Origin of the sequence: Porphyromonas catoniae ATCC 51270 (genome assembly GCF_000565015.1) — a bacterium.
In the GTDB taxonomy this organism is placed as follows: domain Bacteria; phylum Bacteroidota; class Bacteroidia; order Bacteroidales; family Porphyromonadaceae; genus Porphyromonas; species Porphyromonas catoniae.
Window position 1 is genome coordinate 108,885 of sequence record NZ_JDFF01000008.1, and the last position, 17,952, is coordinate 126,836.

The 17,952-nt window shown below is 52.8% G+C and carries 14 protein-coding genes; 2 read left to right on the top strand and 12 right to left on the bottom strand.

Translation table 11 applies throughout. The annotated features are described in order from the left end of the window. Window positions 1–44: 44 nt before the first annotated feature. Window positions 45–635 (bottom strand): hypothetical protein, encoded by a 591-nt coding sequence (locus tag HMPREF0636_RS01575; RefSeq protein WP_044168012.1) that lies wholly within the window; start codon window positions 633–635, stop codon window positions 45–47. Window positions 636–1,473: 838 nt separating this feature from the next. Between HMPREF0636_RS01575 and clpB the strand changes: the two genes are divergently transcribed. Continuing rightward, a complete protein-coding gene (clpB, locus tag HMPREF0636_RS01580) occupies window positions 1,474–4,065 on the top strand; it encodes an ATP-dependent chaperone ClpB (RefSeq protein WP_044168014.1) in 2,592 nt (863 codons plus the stop codon). Between the two features lie 112 nt (window positions 4,066–4,177). Here clpB and HMPREF0636_RS01585 read toward each other — a convergent pair whose 3' ends face one another. From HMPREF0636_RS01585 to HMPREF0636_RS01610, 6 genes are all read right to left on the bottom strand, one after another. After that, on the bottom strand, window positions 4,178–5,206 hold the full coding sequence (locus HMPREF0636_RS01585; RefSeq protein ID WP_044168017.1) for a glycosyltransferase family 10 domain-containing protein: 1,029 nt from the start codon (window positions 5,204–5,206) through the stop codon (window positions 4,178–4,180). Window positions 5,207–5,676: 470 nt separating this feature from the next. Continuing rightward, window positions 5,677–6,234 (bottom strand): DJ-1 family glyoxalase III, encoded by a 558-nt coding sequence (locus HMPREF0636_RS01590; protein WP_044168019.1) that lies wholly within the window; start codon window positions 6,232–6,234, stop codon window positions 5,677–5,679. Between the two features lie 76 nt (window positions 6,235–6,310). Continuing rightward, entirely contained in the window at window positions 6,311–7,153 is an 843-nt protein-coding gene (locus HMPREF0636_RS01595; protein WP_044168022.1) for an energy transducer TonB family protein, read from the bottom strand. After that, window positions 7,150–7,590 (bottom strand): ExbD/TolR family protein, encoded by a 441-nt coding sequence (locus tag HMPREF0636_RS01600; protein WP_005468212.1) that lies wholly within the window; start codon window positions 7,588–7,590, stop codon window positions 7,150–7,152. Before HMPREF0636_RS01600 ends, HMPREF0636_RS01595 begins: the two co-directional genes overlap by 4 nt. A 22-nt stretch (window positions 7,591–7,612) precedes the next feature. Continuing rightward, the gene (locus HMPREF0636_RS01605) at window positions 7,613–8,278 is read right to left on the bottom strand and encodes a MotA/TolQ/ExbB proton channel family protein (RefSeq protein ID WP_044168094.1); all 666 of its coding nucleotides are present in this window, start codon (window positions 8,276–8,278) and stop codon (window positions 7,613–7,615) included. A 70-nt stretch (window positions 8,279–8,348) separates the two neighbouring features. After that, window positions 8,349–9,071 (bottom strand): pyridoxine 5'-phosphate synthase, encoded by a 723-nt coding sequence (locus HMPREF0636_RS01610; RefSeq protein ID WP_044168096.1) that lies wholly within the window; start codon window positions 9,069–9,071, stop codon window positions 8,349–8,351. Between the two features lie 115 nt (window positions 9,072–9,186). Here HMPREF0636_RS01610 and HMPREF0636_RS01615 point away from each other — a divergent pair, with 115 nt between their 5' ends. After that, window positions 9,187–10,062 carry an NAD(+)/NADH kinase gene (locus tag HMPREF0636_RS01615; RefSeq protein WP_044168023.1) on the top strand — a complete coding sequence of 292 codons (876 nt, stop codon included), beginning with the start codon at window positions 9,187–9,189 and terminating at the stop codon, window positions 10,060–10,062. A gap of 556 nt (window positions 10,063–10,618) precedes the next feature. Here HMPREF0636_RS01615 and HMPREF0636_RS01620 read toward each other — a convergent pair. From HMPREF0636_RS01620 to HMPREF0636_RS08415, 5 genes are all read right to left on the bottom strand, one after another. After that, window positions 10,619–11,725, bottom strand: coding sequence for a DUF4876 domain-containing protein (locus HMPREF0636_RS01620; protein ID WP_044168026.1), 1,107 nt, complete (start codon window positions 11,723–11,725; stop codon window positions 10,619–10,621). 43 nt (window positions 11,726–11,768) lie between these two features. Next, window positions 11,769–13,175: a hypothetical protein gene (locus HMPREF0636_RS01625; RefSeq protein WP_044168028.1), complete on the bottom strand. Its 1,407-nt coding sequence runs from the start codon at window positions 13,173–13,175 to the stop codon at window positions 11,769–11,771. 27 nt (window positions 13,176–13,202) lie between these two features. Continuing rightward, complete coding sequence (locus tag HMPREF0636_RS01630; RefSeq protein ID WP_044168029.1) at window positions 13,203–14,663, bottom strand: hypothetical protein; 1,461 nt, start codon at window positions 14,661–14,663, stop codon at window positions 13,203–13,205. A gap of 9 nt (window positions 14,664–14,672) precedes the next feature. Further along, on the bottom strand, window positions 14,673–17,081 hold the full coding sequence (locus HMPREF0636_RS01635) for a TonB-dependent receptor (protein ID WP_044168032.1): 2,409 nt from the start codon (window positions 17,079–17,081) through the stop codon (window positions 14,673–14,675). Between the two features lie 510 nt (window positions 17,082–17,591). Next, window positions 17,592–17,789, bottom strand: coding sequence for a hypothetical protein (locus tag HMPREF0636_RS08415; protein WP_155807264.1), 198 nt, complete (start codon window positions 17,787–17,789; stop codon window positions 17,592–17,594). Window positions 17,790–17,952: the final 163 nt, after the last annotated feature.

Sequence of the window (17,952 nt, forward strand, 5' to 3'; positions counted from 1 at the left end):
GCCTTTTATATAGAAGTGTTGAGAGGGTCTCGTACCTCCTATCGCTAGAAGCGAATACCATAGACCATCTCTAGCCCAATGGGAATGAGGCTCTCTGTGTTATTACTTCTCCAGTAATGCCCTCCACTGGAGTAGCTCATCTTGGTTCGGAAGAAGTCAATCCCAGCTGAGAGTCGTATGTAGCTGTTATCTGTAACGCCAAATATCCAACCAAAGTAGGGACCAAAGGAGAGCGTATATTGTGGGCGATCATATCCCTTGGGATAGGAGGGGCCAAAGAGTGTCATTCGATCCCAGTCCGCACCGAAACGTAGGCTAAGGTAACCTCCTGTATGATACACATCGCTTGAGGACTTACTTGAGAAATGCCAGCGTGGCTCAATATTCGCGAAGGGAATAATGCCTCCGAATGCAACACGCTTACCTTCTGCGTCTTTCTTTGTGCTAAAACCTAAGCCTAGACCAAATCCAGCGCGAGTAGAGACGGAGAAGTGACGTCCCAGAGAGAGGTCGTATAGAGCAGTATTATGAGATCCGAGCTCTACGCCAAAGACATTCTGACGCACCTGAGCCGTAGCTATCCCTAGCCCGAAGAAGAGCCCTAGGGTGCATAGGATTGTTTTCTTTATCATCATTTGTTTCTAGTTACCATGAGAGATTATAGCCTTGCCAGCTTTCATTATATGCGATAGCAAAGAAGTCGCCACCGAAGGGTGAGCTTGTCCCCTTGCCTACGTTTGTGGAAAGATCCTTTTCTTCTTTTCAACTATCCTTGAGATGGAGATGTTACGGTTGCCAAATGGGTTGTTAATACCACCCATTGACTTACCCCAACTCAAGTGAAATCTACCATGTGGAGCATTTTGCCTGCGAAGATATAATAAATTCCGATTAAACCTACACTGGTGTATATGCCTCTGAATGGCATCGATGGGAAATACCTTACTCGTTGGGGTGGAATGGGAGGAGTAAGGTAAGTTTCAGATGGTATGTTGTTGTCTTTAAGTGAGTTATTCGGGCTGAGAAGCGGGATTTACAGGTGGGGTCATCGAGTTGCCATAACTCGTTTTAACGAGTTGTGGTAACTCGCTCGGAAAAGTTATGGTAACTCGTCGGAGCGAGTTATGGTAAGTCGTGAAAGCGAGTTATAGTAAGTCGCTTTGGGGCTGTTCCCTTGTTTTGTATCCTCCTTGCTTTGAATTGGTTGTGCTTGTGTTCTGTCAGTGTGTTTGCCTCTATGTGGTAGGCATTTGTGTCCTCTTCCCTTGAATGACTACATGGAGTTAGGGCCAGTACTTGAGGGATGAGGGGGGAGGAAGTGAGACTAAGGTACTGACATATTGGCGGATAAAATAGGGATAAATAAGACGAAAAGTCTTATCTATATGACTTGTTGTCAGTGTTTTAGCTTGGGTACGGCCTTTGGAGTAGGGCTGATGTGGACAACGAAGTTCACCGAAATAAACAACGGAGATGAATATTAATAAATATACAATCAAGTCGCAGGAGGCTCTACAGGCTGCCATCGACCTGGCTCGCAGGAATGGCAACCAGTCCATTGAGCCCGCGCACCTGCTCGGGAGCTTGCTCTCGGCAGGAGATAGTCTGATGGACTTCCTCTTCTCCAAGCTCGCTATACAGCGCGCCCGAGTAGAGGAGGCAAACAACACCGCCCTATCGCAACTGCCCAAGGTGTCCGGTGGAGAACCCTACCTTAGCCAAGGGACAAATGACGTACTCAACAAGGCTGAGGATCTAGCCCGTGAGATGCAGGATGAGTATGTAGCTATTGAGCACATCCTCATGGCTCTCGTCATGGTGGATAGCCCTACTGCTCGCATGCTGAAGTCGGACTTCGGTGTTAATATCTCTGACCTAAAGAAGGCAGTAGAGGAGCTCCACAAGGGCAACCGCGTGACCAGCCAGCATGCCGAGGAGCAGTATAACTCCCTTAGTAAGTACGCCATCAACCTTTGTGAGCGTGCTCGTGAGGGGAAGCTTGACCCTGTCATAGGGCGTGATGACGAGATCCGCCGAGTCTTGCAGATCCTTTCTAGAAGAACAAAGAACAACCCGATCCTTATCGGTGAGCCTGGTGTTGGGAAGACAGCTATTGCTGAAGGGTTAGCTTATCGTATTGTTCGTGGGGACGTCCCTGAGAACTTACGTTCGAAACAGGTCTACTCCCTTGATATGGGTGCCCTCATCGCTGGGGCGAAGTATAAGGGTGAGTTCGAGGAGCGCCTAAAGGCCGTCGTAGGTGAGGTCACTAAGAGCGAGGGCGAGATCATCCTGTTCATCGATGAGATCCACACCCTCGTCGGCGCAGGGAAGAGTGAGGGCTCTATGGATGCTGCTAATATCCTCAAGCCCGCACTAGCTCGTGGCGAACTGCGTGCCATCGGTGCCACCACCCTCGACGAGTATCAGAAGTACTTCGAGAAGGATAAGGCTCTGGAGCGACGCTTCCAGATGGTCATGGTCGAGGAGCCTGATGAAGCAAGTAGCATCTCCATCCTACGTGGATTGAAGGAGAAGTATGAGAACCACCACAAGGTGCGTATCAAGGATGATGCGATCATTGCTGCCGTACGTCTCTCCGATCGTTATATCACCGATCGCTTCCTCCCTGACAAGGCTATTGACCTCATGGATGAGGCTGCTGCCCGTCTAAGGATGCAGATTGATTCCCTGCCCGAGGACCTTGATGAGATTGGGCGAAGAATTACACAGCTCGAGATCGAGCGTGAGGCCATCCGTAGAGAGAATGATGAGGCCAAGCTCGAGGAACTGAATAAGGAGATCGCTTCCCTCAAGGAGCAGGAGGCCACCGATAAGTCTAAGTGGATGCGGGAGCAAGAGCTCATCAATCGTATCCAGCAGGCTAAGATAGACATCGAGCGACTTCGCTTCGAGGCTGAGCGTGCCGAGCAGGTAGGTGACTACGGCAAGGTAGCAGAGATCCGTTACGGCAAGCTCAAGGAGAAGGAAGCCGAGATCGCTGAGACGCAGCAAGAGCTTGCCGCAGCTCAGGGCGAGAGTGGTGCGATGATACGAGAGGAAGTTGGGGCAGAGGATATCGCCGATATCGTCTCTCGTTGGACGGGCATTCCCGTAGGAAAGATGCTCCAGAGCGAAAGAGAGAAGTTGCTTCATCTAGAGGATGAACTTCATCGCCGTGTCATCGGGCAGGAGCTAGCTATAGAGGCTGTGGCCGATGCTGTTCGTCGCTCACGTGCAGGCCTTCAGGATCCTAAGCGTCCGATAGGCTCCTTCCTCTTCCTCGGCACTACGGGTGTGGGGAAGACGGAGCTTGCCAAGGCTCTTGCCGAGGTGCTCTTTGATGACGAGACGATGCTCACCCGTATTGATATGAGCGAGTATCAGGAGAAGTTCTCCGCCACTCGTCTCATCGGTGCTCCTCCGGGATACGTAGGCTACGACGAAGGAGGACAGTTGACGGAGGCTATTCGTCGCAAGCCTTACTCGGTCGTCCTCTTCGATGAGATCGAGAAGGCACATCCCGATGTCTTCAATGTCCTCCTACAGGTGCTGGACGATGGTCGTCTTACCGACAACAAGGGACGAGTTGTGAACTTCAAGAATACAATCATCATCATGACGAGCAATATGGGTTCTGATCTCATCCGAGAGAAGTTTGCCCATGTCGCTGAAGGTAAGATGCAGCAGACGATCGATGAGACTCGTGAGCTGGTGCTGGATCTCCTGAAGCGGACGATTCGCCCAGAGTTCCTCAATCGTATCGATGAGACGATCGTCTTCACACCTCTGACCAAGTCCGATATCGAGCGTATCGTCCGTCTGCAGCTAGATGCTACCGCCCATGTCTTAGCCTCTACAGGTGTAGAGCTGCACTACACGGACGCCGCCGTCAGCTGGATAGCAGAGGCTGGGTATGACCCCGAGTTTGGTGCTCGTCCTGTGCGCCGTGTGATCCAGCACAACGTCCTCAACGAGCTCTCGAAGAGTATTCTCTCTGGTTCGGTTGATCGCTCCAGCGTGATTACCCTCGATGCTAAGGATGGAAAGCTACTCTTCCGCTAAGCAAGCGTAACGAGTATTATTAGTGAGTTGTTAGAAGAGGTGGAGGCTACATGCAGTATAATGCATGTAGCCTCCGCTGTGTTTATTGGCTCTGTCTGTTGAAGGGAGAGAATTATCCTTCCTCCACAAGAGGGGCAAGGCGCTCACGAAGCCCCTGAAGGATTTCCCAGATGCGCTCTGCTGCTCCCTCTACGAAGGGAGGCTCGAGGATAAACTGCTCGTAGGCCTCTTCGTTCTCCCACAGCTCCTTCACTCGGTTATAGAACTCTTGTTCCTTCCCTTCCTCGAAGCGTAGGATGGCCTTGGGGTTAAGGATGCCAGGCTCTAGGTAAGCACCCCAATAGATGGGGATACAGCCTGCGCGTATGCTGTCGAAGACCTTCTCGGTGATGTAGCCTTCGCCTAGTGAATTCTCTGGGCAAAGGTTGAAGCGGTAGTTAGCTAGGTACTTAAACTTGTCATCCCCGTAGACCTCGAGGAGCTCATCGGTGTTGTGACGGAACTTCCCTGCGCAGTCGATTTGTCCGATGGGACTTAGGAGGTCAATGAGCCGTCCTCGCATCCCGCCTTTGTCGTGGCTGGAGATCTGCCCGATGAAGCGACTGCGTTTTGCGCTACGACGGGTGGAGGGATCGTTAATCTGCCCAACGAGCACACATATATCCTCTAGGCTAGCACTGGGGCTGATGAACTCATTCTGATAGATCCAAAGGGGGAAGCGATAGTACTTGGGATCCTTGCGGAACTCAAAGCCTAGGGCTAAGTCCACCTCATTAATCCTATGGTCGAGCATGCGGGGATGGAAGCCAAAGTGCTCGTTATTGGTGAGGTTCTCACCTGATAGGAAGATCTTCACCCCTTTGTAGTAGCGGATGAGCATTAGGGGATTTTGGAAGCAAGAGAAAAGATTGATCTTCTTCTTGGGCTCGAGGTGTAGGTCAATGAACCGTGGCAGCCAAAAGGTCGAGGCGTGACTGTCCCACCAGTTGTAGTCCTGGTAGCGTGAGCTGTCAAGGTGAGATTTGATGAGAGCTATCACAGAGCGTTTTCGGACACGATTGCGCCTACGCATCATGTGGAGCCTCTCTCTAAGTGGTTGTTTGGAGGGGGTATTCATTGCCTTAATGTCGTATATGGGCATAAAGATAGGGCTTTTGTATGGGGCTAGCACCTCTGTGGATCGTCTGCCTTACTTGTTTTATGGTAGTTGCAGAAGGAGGATATATGCCTCGTTTTTATCTTTGTATGCTTCTTTCTTTCAGATGGTTAGGAAAGGGGCTGGATGAGTTGCCATAAGTCGTTGCAGAGAGTTATGGTAACTCGTTTCATAGAGTTATGGCAATTCGTTGTAGCGAGTTGTGGTAAGTCGTTGTGATGAGTTATGGTAAGTCGCTGAGGGGTTGTTTGGCTCTGTGTTTATTAATTTGATTTATAGGTGTTTGTCGTGGGTGTCTCGGAGGTGGAAGGCAAGAAGTGGAGCAGGGCTGAAGGTAGGGCAAAGAAAAGCTAGAGGAAAAGGAAATAAAAAGGCAGAGGTGGCAAGCGGTCAATCGCTGCCACCTCTGCATCCTATCGAGGAGTTGGGGTTGCTAGGCAGAGGAAATCTACAGCCTAGTGACGCTGATAGATAATGGCCGAGGCTACTTCATCAGCCTTTGCCTTGCCCTCAAGGGCTTCGATGATGGCAAGAGCGAAGTCGAATGTATAGGCTGCGCTCTTGGCTGTGATGAAGTTGCCTGAGCGGACAACGGGACTTGCTGTGGGCTTCGCTCCCTGTAGTTGAGTCTCAAAGCCTGGGTAGGCGGTCGCCTCCTTCCCCTGAAGTAGGCCGAGGCGACCATAGATAGAGGGGGCAGCACAGATAGCGGCAAGGAGCTTGCCATCACCGACTGCATCGTGGATCAGCTCGTGTAGGCGGGGGGAGGAGTCGAGGTTCGTTACACCGGGTAGTCCACCCGGTAGGACTAGGGCCCGGACATCAGCACTATAGACCTCACGGATCGAGAGGTCCGCCTGTACGGCTATCCCATGAGCTCCCGTGACATGTGGTACGTCCTCAATTGTAACAATATGGGTGGGCAAACCTGCACGACGTAGGAGGTCAATGGTGCCGATTGCCTCTGTTTCCTCAAAGCCTTCGGCGAGGAAGACGTAGATGTTCTTTGGCATAATAAATTAGGATTGTTGAGGGTAGGGGTATAGCAGTGCTACTAGGTGTGTCAAGTCCTAGTAGGAAGAGAGGTGGTTAAGATTGTATCTTAAAGCGGTAGGTGATGAGCCCCTCTTGGTCGTCAGCCCCTGCTACGGCGTTGAAGCGTGTGGCACGGGCAGCAGAGAGGGCAGCATTACGGACGGAGGTGTCTGCGATGTTGGTGCCTTGAGCAACCGTTGCTTGGATGACTCGCCCCGAGCCATCTACGATGATGCGTACACGGACGATACCATCGATGGCACGGTTGGTTGAGGGACGGGCGAGGACGCCTCCATTGCTGACAATCGTGCGACCTGTCAGAGCGTAGCTCCCTGCACTACCATTGGGGTTGCCTTGGTTCCCTGTGCCAGAGCTTGCTGTGCCTTGTGAGCCTGCTGCACCACTTTGCCTTCCGAAGGCTCCAGCCACTGAGTGACCGATCTCTTGACGCTGTGCTTCTCGGCGTGCAGCTTCCTCACGAGCCCTGCGTTCTGCCTCTGCACGAGCTTTGGCTTCAGCCTCCGCACGACGAGTCTCTTCGATACGCATGCTCTGCTCTGTATTCTGTGTCTGCAGGGGCTGGCTGGAGGTGCGGGAGGGAGCCTTAGGACGTGGGGTAGGGATGGGGGTAGGAGGTACGGGAGGTGTAGGGTGAGGAGCCTCGACACGAGTGGACTGAGGGTCTTCGCTCTGCGTGCCACCTGGTTCAATAGCTCCTGAGGCTTGCTCTACGTTCCCCACGTTGACCGCTACGAGTACCTCGACGGGCTTCGACTGAGGATGTGGTGCACGCAGGTACAAGCCCCATAGCAGGAGAAGTAGTGCTATGTGCAGGGTGAGGGCAATAGCGAGAGCTAAAGCACGCCTCTGGTAGAGGGAGGCTTCGGATAGTCTCATCTCGTGGTCGGGGTAGTGGGCTGGTCGGTCTCGGCACGTGTGGCGAGGACGACTTTGAGGGATGAGCCAGAGGCAGCGTTGATGACCGACACCACTTCCTTATAGGGTACGGTCTCATCTGCCTGAATGGATACGTAGGCTTCAGGATGCTCTGCGGCAAAGATTGCCAGCTGCTCGCGTAGGGCTTCCTTGGTTAGCTCCACTGGTACAGCACGCTCGATCCCGAGGTAGTAGCGGAGGTCTGGGGTAAGGGTGATGCGAGCAGCAGGTTGCTCAGGAGAACTCTGTGGCGAGGAAGTGGGGAGGGTCACCTTAATGGTGTTTGGCACAATAATCGTGCTGGTGACGAGGAAGAAGATCAGTAGCAGGAAGATGACATCCGTCATCGAAGCCATGCTATAGGTGTCAGAAACCCTGCTTTTGCGCTTGAGTGCCATAGGGTAAGGTCTTCCTAGAGGGTTAGTGACCGACTTTGTTGAGCAGGTCCATGAACTCTACGGTCTTGGCCTCCATCTTCCCTACGACCTTGTCTAGCTCAGCTACGAGGTAGTTGTAGGCAAAGAGTGCGATAATTCCCACTACGAGTCCACCGACAGTGGTCACTAGAGCTTCGTAGATACCATTAGAGAGCAGTGCCACATCGACACCTCCTGAGCCGGCATTAGCCATGTCGAAAAAGGCCCGTACCATCCCTGTGACGGTACCAAGGAAGCCTATCATCGGTGCACCAGCAGCGACAGTGGCTAGTAGTGGAAGGCCTTTCTCGAGTCTTCCCACTTCGATATTCCCAACGTTCTCTACGATGACTAGGATGTCTGCCATAGGTCGCCCGATACGAGAGAGGCCCTTATGTATCATACGTGCGTAGGGGGTGTTGGTCTCTTCACAGAGCTTTATGGCGGAGCTTGTCTTACCCTCGGTGACGTAGTCCTTAATACGCTGTACAAAGTACTTGTCTTCCTGTCCAGCAGAGCGCATCTGCAGGTACTTGGTGACGAATATATAGACAGCCAAGAGCGAGAGCAGTAGGAGGACAATCATAATCCATCCGCCCTTTGTGGCAAGATCTAGGATAGAGAGGGCTTCGGGAGTGGCGTTGGTTCCTTCGGCGAGGGTTTGTGCCAGTGAGGCAGTTGCTAATGTATCCACGTGTCGCGTTCTATTTTAGTTGTTTATGATCAATGTTATGCTTGCCTTATTTATGCTTGAGGCAAGCGAGGTAGCGGTGTATTGTTTCCTCGAGCCCGAGGTATAGGGCATCGGAGATGAGGGCGTGTCCAATTGAGACTTCGGAGAGCTGGGGGATGGAGGCGGAGAAGAAAGCGAGGTTCTCCAGGCTGAGGTCATGGCCAGCATTCAGCTCTAGCCCCAGGGAGAGGGCATGCTCGGCTGCGGTGACGAAGGGGGCGACAGCCTCGTGAGGCTTGCCTGCGTGATACCCAGAGGCGAAGGGCTCGGTGTAGAGCTCTATACGGGTAGTACCTACTGAGGCGGCTGCTTCGATCTGACGGAGATCCGTCCCGATGAAGATCGAAGGTCGGATACCCCAAGCCTTGAGCTGTGCTATAATCTCTGTGAGGAAGGATCGATTAGAGACTATATCCCATCCTGCATTGCTCGTCAGTACACTAGGTGCATCTGGGACGAGGGTAGCCTGCGTGGGGCGTACCTCATCGATGAGCTTCATCAGTGCGGGGGTGGGGTTCCCCTCTATATTGAACTCTGTAGTGATGACTTCCTTGAGGTCATAAACATCCCTGTAGCGAATATGCCGTTCATCGGGACGAGGATGTACTGTGATGCCCTCTGCGCCAAAGCGTTCGCAGTCTCTAGCGACTTGCAGCAGATCGGGTATGTTCCCCCCGCGGGCATTACGCAGTGTAGCTATCTTATTGATATTGACGCTTAGCCGAGTCATTATCCCATTATCTTTATATACATTTGTATTGAAGGGAGAACTAGCTCTCTTACACATACAAAGGTAACGTTATTTGACCTACCTACGATATTATAACGCTAGAGACCATCGCCCGATGTATCGAATTGCCCTCATTGCCTCCCAGTACCTCACGGCACACGCTGAGCATCTCAGAGAGCTACTCTCTGCGCTGGATCGTCCGGATGTAGCCCTTTACTGTGATCACGCCTTCCAGGCAGAGCTTGCCGAGGAATTCCATCTTACTCCACGTTTTGCTGGCGCACTTCCCTCAGATATGAGTCCCCTAGATGTAGACTTCGTCCTCAGTCTAGGGGGGGATGGGACGTTCCTCAGAGCTGCACGGAGGGTCTTCGCAAGTGAGATCCCCGTCCTTGGGCTCAATATGGGGCGACTTGGCTTCCTTACAGACATGGGTATCGAGGAAGCCTTGCCTCTCTTGCCTCGTCTCTTCAGTGGCGAATATACCACGGAGCGACGGATGCTTCTCTCGGTAGATGTCGATGGTGTACACCAGGGAGAGATACTGAATGATGTGGCTCTACTCAAGCGTGAAACAGGGTCAATGATTGCCATCCGTACCTTACTTGGAGAAGGGGACCATCTGGCGAACTATGAATGCGATGGGCTGATTGTCTCCACGCCCTCCGGCTCGACAGCCTACTCTCTCAGTGCCTATGGACCGCTGATGATGCCCCAGTGTCGTAATATGCTCCTTACCCCTATTGCTCCCCATTCGCTCACGATGCGTCCCCTTGTGCTCCCAGAGGATCTCGCCGTCGAGATGACGGTCACGGCACGAAATAATACCTTCCTGCTTGTCCTCGATGGGCAAACCAAGATTTTCCCCACAGGTGTGAAGGTGCGTGTGACGAAGTCACCCAACCAACTACGTGTCTTGCACCTACGTCCCTATTGCTTCGCCGATACACTTCGGCGTAAGCTGCTCTGGGGAGCTCCCGTGAGGGAGTAGGGCAGGGTAGAGCTAATACCTTCGTATAATCCGATTTTTTTCGTACCGAAATAGTTAGGGAGGAGTATGTTATACCCTCTCTAACTCGCTGTGGGTTAGGCTGAAATGGGAGGGTCGGAAAGCCTTCTTTACGAGTTGTGGTAACTCGTAGATAAGACTTACCATAACTCGCTTCGACGACTTACCACAACTCTTTTGAATGAGTTACCATAACTCGTTGTCGCGACTTATGGTAACTCGTTGTTCCTTCCTTTTTGATGTATGTAAGGTGTTGATGTCAAGTGGGTTATCCTTTCCTCTTGAAATGCCTGAAATAGCTCCTTCATGGCAGGAGATATACCTCCGTGTATATGCCGAGCATAAGGGGCCCAAGGGTCGAAGACGATGAATGGGGAGTAGGAAGGTGAGGCTGAGGGGAGAGCTTTGTGGAGGTAAGGAGAAGGGGTAGGATATAATTAGGGCATCACTTCCTGAGCCTTCGCATAGAGGAAAGGGAGTGATGCCCTAATTGTATGAGTGGCGCACAGAGTGGTGCGCCGAGGAGAGGGGCTTACAGCTACTTGATGGTGTTGCCGTTGGCGTCCTTGCGCGAGAGTGAGGCGGTCTTCACCTCAAAGTCTGAGGTGGAATTGTCGTCATCGACGAACTTCCGTCCATCCCACCTGCGGGTCAAGGCTAGGCCTGAGTACTTCGGGTAGTCGCTGTGATTAACCTCAGAGAATGGGACGTCGGACACGGCATTGTAGCCACGATCTAGCTTGCTGGGGCGCATCTGGAAACGTCGCTTGGGACAGACCGTCATGCAGTCAATCACGTGCGAGAAAGGTATCTCGATGGCATAGAAGTCTGCGAAGGCACTGCTGGTGACGTTGATGTAGTGGCGGTAGCCCTTCTTTTGCTTGGTCTCCTGATAGTTGTTCTTGAAGTCGTCCAGCGTCCAGGGCAGGCGTACGAGAGCGATGCCGTTGGCTTGCAGGAGGTATTTCAGCTCGAAGTAAGGCGTCATGCGCCCCTTGGCATCAGGCTCGACAAGAATAGGCTCGAGGTCAGGGACATTAGGGTTGTTCTTACTTGCTCCGCCGTACTTGATGTTGCTCCACTCGAAGTCTGCCTTGGAGAGGTCTAGTAGGGCATCTAGCCCCTTGTACTCGGTGAGGTCTGGTTCGGCTTCGCCTTCCTCCTTTGCTGCCTCCTTGATACTGCGGATGAAGTCCTCCTTATAGTCGATCGCATACTGAGCTATGGTGATGGACTGCTTGGGCTGGATTGGGTGGTCATGCCCTGTGCCAGGGAAGTAGGAGATGGAGCTGACGCCGTAGTAGCGATTGACGAAGTTGTCCCCCGGGGCGAAGGTGATCGAGATCGTTGGGTCTATGGCGTGGATACAGAGAGCGAGCCCATCAAGGTACTTGACTTCGTTGGTGGGATTATAGATGATGATGTACTGGTCATCGCTGACCATCTGATTGCGGGCTGGGAAGTTATAGCCCTTGAACTCACGTCGCCAGTAGTGACCAGAGTAGAAGACCTCCTTGATGATGAGGTGGTCGACTTTGCTCTTGGAGGTCGACTGCTTCTTGGGCATGCCGTTGCGTGTACAGCTGGCCGAGAGGGCGATGAGGACTAGGGCGATGAGTAGCCAAGGTGATTTATATCGGTTCATTGCTAGGTCTAGTTTGAATCATGAGAGAAGAGAGCAGGGTGTGCTAGAGGAACCAGTTACCGAGACCTGAGCCACCGCCTACACCGTGGGTCTGGAGGTTCTGTGAAGCCTCGAGGGCATCTGCCGAAGGAAGACCAATCTCCTGCCCTAGGAAGTAGTAATAAGGGTCATTAGGATCGACAGCAGTAGGATCGGTGTCGAAGCTACTGCAGTACACCTTGATGGGGAGGTTAAAGCGGAAGACTTCTCTCCACTCGGAGTCCTTACCATACTCCTTTGCCTCATCGGGTAGGTGTGCCTCGGCACAGATGAACTTGCTGATGAACTGGTAGGTGGAGTGCCTGCTGAGATATTCGTCACGGGGGATCAGGGCCTTCTTGCCCTTAGGACACTTCATGACTCGCACCGATAGGTAAAACTTTGGGAGCAGGTAGGTCGGACGGGTATACTTCCCGCTCTTGCCCGTCGTAGGATCTACACGCTGGGTGATCTCTAGAGGCCACTCACGTTGGTCATCACTTTCATCAGCCTCGATGTCGAAGTTGAAGTGTCCCTTCAGCCCGACACGATCTTGGTCATAGGGCGCAACAGCCCAGTCCGCATCGTGGCGCGTAAGAGGAGGAAGGAGACGTTGGTTGAAGAGCTCACGTGCGCCATCGCCCATAGCATCATGTATCCAGGTGTCTCGGTAGGTGTACTTGAAGACCTTGTCGGAGACATCGGCACGTGCTTTCCACGTAGTCTTGTCTGCAAAGAATGGAGATGGAACAGGTGTTGGGTCAACCGTACCACCCTTCATCCATTGTCCGTACCGATCATGCTTGGCACGCCATGTGCCACGGCAATCCATGACCTCATAGGGAGTACCCTTGTCATCCACATCACTCACGGTGAAGAAGATCTGGTATTGGTCGGACTGGTTGAGTATACGGTCGTTGATGAGGTTGCCCGCCTTGTCAAAGAAATAGAGGCACAGTCCCCATCGCTTCAGTCGACCACCGATGATGCGGATGTAGTTAGGACCTTGCTTGCCCTCTCCCTGCTCAAGGTGAGTGACGGTGCTGTTCCGTTGGATCTCCACCCGAGGCCAAGGGCCCGAGGTGTTGTGGATGATGGCGAACTGCTCCTGCCGCCAAGGGGCATTCTGATAGACGAAGTTCCCATGCATCATCCCATCGCCATGGGAGTGCCCCTCCTTGAACATCACGAGGCAGGTCGCCCAGTCATTGAAGGCTCCCTCGGCATCGGGGTTCGAGAGACCACTTTCTGTTACCTTAATCTTCTTGAGGCTATCGACGTAGTGGTCAGCCCCACTGCGGGGGACGGGCTTGGCTAGTAGTGGATTCTCGTTATAGTCTACGTTCACGTTCCCGAAGACGAACTTATCACACGAAGAGGTGAGTGTGGTGAAAGTGGTCAAGAGAAGTGTGAGCCTGAGTATCTTATTCATCTTATTGCTCGGTTAATTAGGTTGGGGTTACATTACGACAACACTACGTCTGTGGTGCTGCTGTAGGTAGCCTCTAGGGTTCGAGAGGAGCTGCCAGAGCTGAGCCTTGTCCACCTCGGGATAGAACCGCTTGACGTCCTCGTAGCACTTCTCTATGCCTTCCTTGGGACTAGTGAGGACACGTACGGGGATGGGGTAGTCGATGTCGAAGCTATCCCAACCTGGTTGTATCTGGTTGAAGTCCCAAAGGTATCCGTTAGCTTCGTTGTTGGCATTGCCATACTTGGCTGGCTTCTCGGTCTCACCTACGTGCTGCTGTACCTTGTTGAGGATATTGCAGATCTTCACCTGAAGCTGAAAGGCGAGGTTCGCCTTCTTGAACTGTAGGATGCCCTTGAAGCCGAGCCTATCCCTTGGTGTGCCACTATCGAGACTTCTATTCTGTCGTAGGAAGCCGACCGTCTCTCCGTAGCGTTGACGTGGGGCATCGGTGTCGGGATCGATGAAGTCATCGTTGTACGAGTCGGTGAAGAGTTTGCCCAGCTCCTCCTCCACAGGATCTGTATCTCGGTACTCGTAGGTGAAGATCTCTGGGGTTAGCTTGTTGAGGTGCATCATGTCTATAACCTTGTAGAGGCGGTAGCTACGTCCGTCTTTCCACTGTAGGGGCTCTGTTGCCTCAGGCTTACCCGAGCGTTCGATTGCTTTCCATGCTAGCTCAGTGTCGTAGGCTACTTGGTTGGAGCCAAAGGTGAAGCCATCGGGAGCGAAGATGTTGGATAGGGAATACTTCGAGGCAGGCTCAGGAGCTCCATCCTTTAGCCTGAAGGTGTACTTGTCGTAGAATGTGGCGGGGGTGGCAAGTGACCTTGGGTAGGCGAGCTGGAGACCACGCTGGAGAGATCGTTTACCTCCACTTGTATTGGTCTTTACGTCCTTGTTGAGGGAGGTGTTACCGACTCCAAAGAAGTGCTGGTGTACCAGTAGGGTGGAGTTTGCTTCATCAGGCACGCTAATGCCCTCACCGTTCTTCTTAAATGGATAGCCCGAGAACTGGTGGTTGATGAGCATTCCATTCTGATCGTAATACTTTAACTCTAGGCCATAGTAGATGTCATCTGAGGCAATGACATCGAAGTGGTCACGCTCGGTCGTGACTGTCATCTGCCCATCATCATCCTTGGCGATATCGATCTCTTGGGTAATGGGTATCATTGCTGGGTCTCCTACGGTGTGGTAAGTCAGGTAGGTCTCTACCTGTTCGTTGCCATCGGGACCTACACCCATCATCCCTCCTTTGTGTCCCATACGGAGGATGACATGTACAGCATAGATCTGCTCATGTCCCTTGACATCGCGCTCGATGGAGGAGGGGGGAGCCTGGACAATCTTCTTGAAGAACTCGTCTACTCGGTCCGCTGAGCAGCTACTGAGTAGGGTGCACAGCATCATGGCGGAGAGTCGGAGACTCGTATATAAGCGGTTCATAGTGCTTTGCTAGAATTTGATGAGGGTGCGTAGGGATACGTTCACCCCACGCTCGTGAGCGTAGTATCTGAAGCGGTCGGTGTACTCCTTGTAGAGATTATTGAGGATATTCTCCCCTACGATCATGAATCGTACCTCCCTACGCTGAGGTAGGCGAATGGCAAACTCAGCTGTGCCATTAAGTAAGAAGTAGGCATCGGGAGAGTCGGAGACGAGATCTTTGTCTGGGTCGAAACGCCGTTGCTTGGTTACATAGAGTCCTGAGAGCGAGATTGAGGCGTGATACTTCTCTTTTGCCCCAAGGCTTCGTTCGTATGTCCCTGAGAGCCCGTATCGGTCTGAGGGCATGAAGGGAAGCCAGTCTCCACGAGTGACATTGCGAGCGAACATCCATTCGCCTTTACCGACTATGGAGAGCCCCTTGAGGGGCGTAATAGTAGCCTCAAGGTCACCTCCGTAGAGCTTCACGTCATCTTGGTCATATATGAACTTTGGGTACTTCCCGCTGGGATGGTTGTGGAATCGGTCTTTCCCTGTACCTATGTGGTCATAGATGTAGCTATTGATGCGCTGATAGAAGAGACTGGGCTCGATGGAGAACCATGTGTCACGGTAGCGGCCACCGAGGACGGACTTGTACCCGCGCTCACTCTCGAGCTTGCTGTTGCCCACGACCCAGTAGGAGCCGTCCTGTAGCCCGATGGCGTACAGCTCATTGATGTCGGGTGGACGCCAAGACCAGCCGATATTGGCACGTACATCCCAGTGATCGTTAATGGTGTAGTGTGTGGCAAAGCTCGAGGTGAAGTTGCTGTAGAGCTTAAAGTCGTCGTAGTAGGTATAGTTGCTGAGGCTCGTATAGCCATTGACCGACATTACACGGAAGTCATAGCGCATCCCGATGGCACATTGTAACCGATCGAACTGTGCCCGATGTAGGAAATAGCCTCCCATCGTTAGGGCAGCGAAGTTGGGGACGAAGGCAGGCTGCTTCGTACCCGGGTAGTTATAGTTGGTCTGGTAGGTATTGGCCGTACCTACGTCGGTGGACATGTTCCATAGCTTCCACTTGGCATTCCACTGGGCGTCCACCTTGTAGGTCTTGAGGATAAGGTCCTGCATAGGCACCCAGCTCCACTCTACCTTCTTGCGGTTCTCAAACTCCTGTCGGAGGTTCTCCTGGAAGGAAGCCGTGAGGGTGAGCTTGTGGTTGTCGTTGATGTTCCATTTGAGCTCTCCCTTGAGGGTGAAATGCTGTGACTGCTGGAAGGGGGGCTTGATGCTGTAGGAGAAGGGATGGATGGTGCTGGGATCTGGTCGACCGTACTCAAATCTCTTGATGAGCTGGTCGAGGTCAGAGATCTTGCTGGCGTAGTAGATACCACTGCGCTGGTAGTAGAGGCTAGAGGAGAGGTCTACCTCTATCCGCCGACTCTTGTAGCCGAGGACGCCTGAGAGGCTGATGGTGTTGTAGCCCGTGTTGTTGAGGATATACTCAGCCGTGCGGTAGTCACCGCCCTTGGTGTACATGCCGTGTAGGCGTAGCCCGACATTGCGGTAGCCAAGCTCGAGGCTTCCCGAGCCACTGCCTCCTCGGGCATTGGTGTCGTAGCCGAGGTTAGCCTTGCCATGTACTTGGAGCTTATCGTTCCCGTAGGGTAGGGGTGCCTCGTTGAGTAGGACGACACCTCCCATAGCACCGAAGCCATAGCGCACACACTCGGCACCCTTGACGACCTCGACCATGCTTGCCCCTGTGTAGTCGATCTCGGGGGCATGGTCTGCGCCCCAGCTCTGGCTCTCTAGACGAACGCCATTATTCATCAGTAGGATACGACTGCTGTGCATGCCCTGGATTACGGGTTTGGCCACTGTGCTACCTGAGCTAATGGAGCTGACGCCAGGGATGGTCTCGAGCATCTTAGCCAGCGAGGTAGCACCTCCTTTATCTAGCACCTCGGAGCTAATACGAGCGGTCTGCTGGAGCTTATTGGTCTGGCGTCGCTGCCCTGAGATTAGGACTTCGCGGAACTGTTTGACATCCTCCTGCATCCGGAATGTAAGTGGTTTCCCGGGGGTGACGGTGGAGGTGCTTCGGATGGTCTTGTAGCCGATGTACGTGATCTGTACCTGTACCTCTCGCACCGGTTGCTTGAAGCGAAGGACACATCTACCGCTTTGGTCTGTGACGTCTGGGCTAATCGCACCTGTACAGCGTACCACAGCCCCGATGATTGGCTCACGGCTGGCAGCGTTGAGGACAACGATGGTTACACGCCGAGGGTCTTCGGGCTCTGAGGAGAGATCTGAGGGAGAGGTTGTGGCTAGGAGTGTGGAGGCTGAGGTGAAGATTACCCCAGCGAGGAGAAGAAGTTGCGACCAGAGACGGCGGTATGTCCGTGCCTCGTGTGATCGCATGCATAGTATTGACATATTTCCATAGGGTTACTTTACAATGCTAGAGAGTCTCCCCCTTGACTTAGCTGAAACAACGCTGAGAGAGGGTGGGAGACGAAGTGAACGTGGCTCATGCGGAAGCCCCCAGGTATGGGGTGTCACTTCGGGTGCAAAGGTCGAGCCTTTTTTGTGGTAAATAAATACCTAGTTATGTGTATTTTTCCCCCAGATTCCTCGTGAATATACCTAGGGAGTTCCCTGTGCCTCGTATGATTACAATTATATATACGACGACTGCGTTCCTTGAGGAAAGGGAGGGGGCCTCCCCGCTCTCTCATTAGAGCCTGCGAAAGCCCCTTGTTTACGAGGCTTCTGAGCGGTCTCCTGCGAGTTACCATAAGTCGTTGCAAAGAGTTGTGGTAACTCGCTCCAAAGAGTTATGGTAAGTCGTTAAAGAGAGTTATGGTAACTCGTTGCGACGACTTATGGTAACTCGTCTCGTCTCTCTGTAATGCACTGTGTCACAGCCTCTCAGTGGGGTGGTGAGCATGGGGCTGTTGGACCGCTGATGTGGTCTGGGATAACTCGCTGGCTTAGCGGACAGAAGCCTTGGGTGGAGAGTGGTGAAGAAGTGTAGGTGAAGAGGCTTGGTTGGTGTAGGTACAGGTGCTGGTGAGTGGGGACGATGGATAGGGAGAGTTGTTGTGGCGGATTTCCGTATCTTTGCATAGTATAAGTATGGTACGCCCAAGTGGCTCGTTAGGTCATGGTGCATAGGCTGTCAGCTGGCTATGATCTCCGATGGAGGCCGTGATGTAGTTTGGGGAAGGGAGGTGCTCCCTCTCACGTAGCTACGGCATCTAGAGCGTGATCCTTGGGTTAAAAAGTGACG